Origin of the sequence: Paraburkholderia sediminicola (genome assembly GCF_046026895.1) — a bacterium.
GTDB classification, from domain to species: Bacteria; Pseudomonadota; Gammaproteobacteria; order Burkholderiales; family Burkholderiaceae; genus Paraburkholderia; species Paraburkholderia sediminicola_C.
In genome coordinates this window covers 1-4,030 of record NZ_JAQQEU010000173.1, presented here as the reverse complement: position 1 = coordinate 4,030, position 4,030 = coordinate 1, and the positions used below count along the sequence as shown (strand labels likewise).

Genomic DNA, 4,030 nt, shown 5'->3' with positions numbered 1-4,030 from the left:
CCAGGAGCTGTCATTCACCGGTTTGGTGAATCGGACGTTCGCGCGTCCGCTATGCCTGGCCATTTCGGACGATCGCAGCCTACATCAGCGACAGTCCGGCAGCCACTGATACGGCGCTGAAGCGCCAGGCCTCCACCGGGGCGCCGGAGGCCTAGCGGAACAGATCATCGCACTGTGCCCGCATTTTTCATAGGGATGCCGCTCGGGTGCGGATTCGCGTCGCTCGTGTCCTCGGGGAGCAAGTTTCCGTCAGCAAGACTTTCGTCGGCTTGTGCTGTGGCCGGGTAACGCTCCGGATAAAAATGACGCTGGGCAACCTGCGCATCGAACGTATGCGACCACTTTGCAATCACGACCGTAGCGAGGCTGTTGCCGATCGTGTTGCAGGTCGCGATCGCCATTGACATGAAACGGTACACACCGAAGATCACCGCGACCCCTTCAACGGGCAGGATGCCGGTCGACGTGACCGTCGCAGCAAACACCACAAACGATCCGCCTGACACCGTGGCCGCACCCTTGGAGGTCAGCAGCATCAACAGGAGTAGGCCCACCTGATGCTGCAGCGTAATTGGCACGCCATACGCGTGAGCAATGAACAGCACGCCCATCGACATGAACAGGGACGTCCCATCAAGGTTGAACGCATATCCCGTAGGAAGCACGAGCCCGACCGTCTGCTTCGCGCAGCCAAGCCGCTCGAGTTTGATCAGAAGGCGCGGCAGCGCGCTCTCGGACGACGCGGTACCCAGCACGATGAAAATCTCGTCCTTGATATAGCGCAGGAAGCGCCACAGACTAAATCCGGCCAGCTTCGCGATGATCCCCATGACCACGACGATGAACAGGATCACGACCGCATAGAAACTGAAAACGAGCTGGGCAAGCGCAATGAGCACAGCAGTGCCGTTGCTACCCACCGAATAAGCGACAGCGCCGAAGGTGCCGAGCGGCGCCAGCTTCATCACCAGGTTGATGAACGAGAACAGGACTTCGGAAACAAGATCGAGTCCCTCGTTGATCCTGACGCGGCGGCGTTCAGGAATCGCGAGTATCCCAATACCGACCATCACAGCCAGCACCACCACCTGCAGCAGTTCTCCCTTCACGAAGGCGCCGATAAAGTTGTCCGGCACGATGTGCATGACAAACGCGACGAAGCCGTGCGACTCCATCTTTGCAACCACCGGCGGTGCCGCTCCGACGGCGACGGCCGTCATGCCTTTTCCGGTTTGCAGCAGGTTGCCGGCCAGCAAGCCGACCATCAAGGCAATGGTCGATACCACTTCGAAATAGACGATCGAGCGCCATCCCACGCGGCCCGCGCTCTTGACGTCACCAGCCGACGCGATGCCATGCACGATGGTGAGAAACACCAGCGGCGCAACTCCAGCCTTGATAAGCGACAGGAAGATGTCGCCCAGTACCTTAAGCTGTCCACCAACCCTCGGGAAAATCAGACCGACGGCAATCCCGAGAATCAGCCCGACCAGAACCTGCATGCCCAGCTTGCGGTACCACGGAAGCCTTCTGGGCGGCGGGACGTCCGGCGTTTCGTTCGATGCGATATCGTTGCTCATGATGTGTGCTCCTCCACGTCTTCACTCAGATGCCGCTGGACAATTCGACGGCGCGATCAACCATTTGCGGCGCGAGGCCGAGATAGTTGGCTGGATCGGTCATGCGATCAATCGCCGGGCGGTCGAAATGCGTGGTGACTTCGGGCAGGGCCGCTAGCGCTTCGGCGAGCGTGCCGCCTTTCTCGTTCACGGTACGGCAAGCGTCGTAGACGATATCGTGAGCCTGCTGGCGGCCGGTGAACGGCGCCATTTCCATCATGACCGCCTCTGCGACGATCAACCCCCTGGTGATACCCAGGTTGTGTTTCATGCGTTCGGTGTCGACGATCAATCCCCCGAGCGCGAACTTCGCCTGATGCAACGCACCAGCGGAAAGGATGAAGCTCTCGGGAATCGCGATCCATTCCGCGTGCCATGGGCCCGTGGCGCGCTCGAAATCCTGGATCATCGCGTCGACCATCAGCCCCGCGTGCTGACGCACCGCTTTCGCTGCGGCAAGCATCAGTTCGCTGGAAATCGGATTGCGCTTTTGGGGCATGGTGCTGCTGGCTCCGCGCCCCTTGACGAACGGCTCGTACACTTCCGCGAACTCCGTCGACGCCATGATCATGATGTCGAGCGCGATCTTGCCGAGTGAGCCAGTCACGAGTGCGAGCAGGTTGACCGCTTCGGCGAAACCATCGCGCGCCACGTGCCACGTGGTTGCGGGTACGCCAAGTTTCAGCTCATCGGCGAGCGCCTTCTGAACTTCGAAACCCTTGTCGCCGAGCGAGGCCAGCGTGCCCGCGGCCCCTGCGAATTCGACGACGGCCGCCCTCGGCCGCAGCTCTGCGAGGCGTTGCTGATGCCGGTCGAACATGGCCAGCCAGATCGCGACCTTGTAGCCGAAGGTGACGGGCAGCGCCTGCTGCAAGTGTGTGCGGCCCGCCATCGGCGTATCGCGGTGTTCCTTTGCAAGATCGACCAGAATCGTGCGCAGTTCGCGTATGTCGCTGTCGATTGCATCGAGCGCATCGCGCACCTGCAGCGAGACCGCCGTATCCATGATGTCCTGTGTCGTCGCGCCCCAATGCACGTAGCGGCCCGCGTCGCCGCACATGCCGACGAGTTGGTGAACCAGCGGCAGAATCGGATAACCCACGATGTCTGTCTCCTCGCGCATGTGATCGAAATCGATCCGCTCGATCGTCGATTGACGGGCGATCACTTCCGCCGCGTCGGCCGGAATCACGCCGACGCGCGCTTCAGCCCTGGCCAGCGCCACTTCCACGTCGATATAGCGCTGCACGAGCGCGTAATCGGAGAACAGCGCACGCATCTTTGCCGTGCCGAAGGCGTCTCGAAACAGGATTGAATCGACCACAGTGCTGGCCATAGGGATAGTGCGACTCGTCATGACGACCTCTTGGAAGTGCAGGAAACCGGTTTAAAAAGGGCCGGGACGATTCGCGAAAATCAACGATATGTCCGGACATAATCAAATTAATATGTTCGGACATGTTGAGCAAGCTATGATTTACCCTAGCCCCTGATAAATTGACTGCATCGCCACCCAAAAATGAACAGACCGCACTTCGCTGACATCGCTCGCGACTTGACTGAGGGCATCGCGTCCGGCCGCTATCCGGTCGGCTCGTATTTACCCACCGAACTTGAACTGCGCGACCACTATCAGACGAGCCGGCATACGGTTCGCGCAGCGCTGCATGAATTGCAGCAGTTGGGGTTCGTGTCGCGGCGCAAGAACGCCGGAACGCGCGTCGAATCGGCGCAACCGAAGAACGAGTTTCGGCCGTCGCTAGCATCGGTGGACGATCTCGTGCAGTTCGGCTCCGAGCACTTGCGTCTGGTGCAATCGACGGAGGAGATCCGCGCAAGCGGCAAGCTCGCCAAGACTCTGAAATGTGCAGATGGTGCGCGATGGCTGCGCGTTTCGAGCCTGCGCATCGACGGCGACAGAGAGAGTCCGCCGGTCGGTTGGACCGACGTGTATATCGACCCGGCTTATACGGAAGTCGCAGAGGCTGCCCGAGCTCAACCGGATGCGCTTATCAGTTCGTTAATCGAAGCGCGTTATGGTCGCTGCATCGCGGAGATCCAGCAGGACGTGCACGCCGCGCTGATTTCGCAGGAGATGGCGGAAAGGTTGAAAGTCGAGAGGGGGACTGCGGCGCTTGAGATTGTGCGGCGTTACCTTGACGCCGCGGGGGAAACCTTTGAGGTGTCGGTCAGCGTCCATCCGGCTGAACGCTTTTCGGTTTCGATGCGATTGAAGCGCTCCGACGCTTAGCCGTTGCAGGGGTTGCAAGTGGACCAATCGACCAAGTTTGCGGCCAATTGGTTGTTCCGTTTCAAACTCTATTGACAGTAACGCTTAACGCAATCGCCGCTCGATGACCGCTAAGAATCTCATTGCTGACCGTGGAAATGTATTCATGAAGGGCAGTTCA

General features: G+C 59.9%; 3 protein-coding genes. 1 reads left to right on the top strand and 2 read right to left on the bottom strand.

The window, feature by feature from the left end; translation table 11 throughout:
• Window positions 1-164: 164 nt before the first annotated feature.
• A complete protein-coding gene (locus PQR02_RS39790) occupies window positions 165-1,580 on the bottom strand; it encodes a cation:dicarboxylate symporter family transporter (RefSeq protein WP_408243285.1) in 1,416 nt (471 codons plus the stop codon).
• 25 nt (window positions 1,581-1,605) lie between these two features.
• Complete coding sequence (locus PQR02_RS39785) at window positions 1,606-2,976, bottom strand: class-II fumarase/aspartase family protein (RefSeq protein ID WP_408243284.1); 1,371 nt, start codon at window positions 2,974-2,976, stop codon at window positions 1,606-1,608.
• Window positions 2,977-3,138: 162 nt separating this feature from the next.
• Here PQR02_RS39785 and PQR02_RS39780 point away from each other — a divergent pair, with 162 nt between their 5' ends.
• Window positions 3,139-3,870, top strand: coding sequence for a GntR family transcriptional regulator (locus PQR02_RS39780; RefSeq protein WP_408243283.1), 732 nt, complete (start codon window positions 3,139-3,141; stop codon window positions 3,868-3,870).
• Window positions 3,871-4,030 lie beyond the last annotated feature (160 nt).